Raw genomic sequence first — 1,353 nt, 5'->3', positions numbered from 1 at the left:
AGCTCCGCTGCAGCACAACCCGCATCACCGACCTGGTCAAGGCCGCGCTCGCGCTCCACCTCGCGACGTCAAGCTGAGGTTGGAAACGGCTCAGTATCACATATCGCTTGCGCTGCCGCCTCCCGCTGCCGCTTGGAGGAATCCCGGCTCGACCTTTCGGGAGTCTCTCACGAAAAAGGCGGGCTTCATCGCCGAAAGTGATCAGTGTGGCAGGTGAGAACGGTACCCCGGACAGGAGGGAGGGTGTCATCGCGCCTCGGGATAGGCGACATACTCAAGGATGTCGTGCCACTGTGAACGACTCACTTCGAGAGCTTCGGGATCGATCTCCCGCATCTGCTCGGACAGGCGGCGGGCCGCCCCTTCGGGGTCGAGTGTTTCGCGATCCGGCTCGAAGTCGTAGTTCGGACGCTCCTTCTCCAGCAAGTAGAGAAAGTGGGCGAACGAGTCGATGTCCTTGTTCAGCGGATAGATCTCGGAATCTTCGCCCGGCAGGCAGTAGACGGTCCCGGTGGTCCCGTCCAAGACGATGTCGTCGTACGGAATCATTCCGATGACGAGCCAGCTTTCGGCTCCCGTGGGCAGGTTCGCCCACCGGTCCTCGAGGTCGTCGTAGCAGTCGCCGAGTGCCCGAGTCTGCTCCGGAGTTCCGTCCACGAGGTCGAACCAGGGGTTGGGACGTGACGGAATTCCGACATGGCACAGGAATCGCGAACTCGGCTCGTGCCGGACGTTCGCCACTGCTGCCGGAGAGAATGTGATGATCTCTTCCGGACGGAACTCGGACTCCAGGGTTTCCCGGTCCATGGGCCGCGTCATCTCCTGTTCCACCTGCCTCGGGAATGTTCGGAGTGGCCGATGCTAGCACCGACACGGAACCGGTGCGCGGGGCAGGCGGGTCGCGGGAACATCGCACGCTATCTGTCCCGATTTGCTTTGAGGCGGTCCAGGTAATTCATCATTTCCGCGTTTCCCTTCGCCCGGGACTCGGGTGTGGCCCCGTAGTCGATGCTGTGCGTGACTTCGACGTGAGGGAATCTCTCCTTCATCCATGCGCTGCAGTTCGGTGCGCTCGAACAGGGAGCTCTTTCCGTGTACAGTTCGGTCATGCGGCCTTGCGCCCCGTCCCTGAGGACCGGGAACCCGATCATGCGCTCCGAGTGGCGGAATCCTGAACTCCGGGCGACCAGAATGAAGTCGCCGTCACCTTTGCTGTCGAATCGTGCTGCGGCGTAGTTGTTGCTTTCGAACTTGTCCTTGAGCCGTTTCCAACCTCAGCTTGACGTCGCGAGGTGGAGCGCGAGCGCGGCCTTGACCAGGTCGGTGATGCGGGTTGTGCTGCAGCGGAGCTTG

1 protein-coding gene and 1 pseudogene are annotated in these 1,353 nt (G+C 62.0%); both read right to left on the bottom strand.

Annotated elements, in window-relative coordinates:
• Positions 1-246: 246 nt before the first annotated feature.
• The gene (locus tag ABZ340_RS36590) at positions 247-831 is read right to left on the bottom strand and encodes an SUKH-4 family immunity protein (RefSeq protein ID WP_358786216.1); all 585 of its coding nucleotides are present in this window, start codon (positions 829-831) and stop codon (positions 247-249) included.
• Positions 832-917: 86 nt separating this feature from the next.
• A pseudogene (locus ABZ340_RS36585) lies at positions 918-1,232 on the bottom strand (nucleic acid/nucleotide deaminase domain-containing protein); the annotation flags it as partial.
• Positions 1,233-1,353: the final 121 nt, after the last annotated feature.

It is taken from the genome of Streptomyces sp. NPDC006134 (genome assembly GCF_040628835.1).
GTDB lineage: Bacteria > Actinomycetota > Actinomycetes > Streptomycetales > Streptomycetaceae > Streptomyces.
The sequence above is the reverse complement of the archived record's forward strand: the minus strand, read 5'-3'. Positions and strand labels throughout refer to the sequence as shown.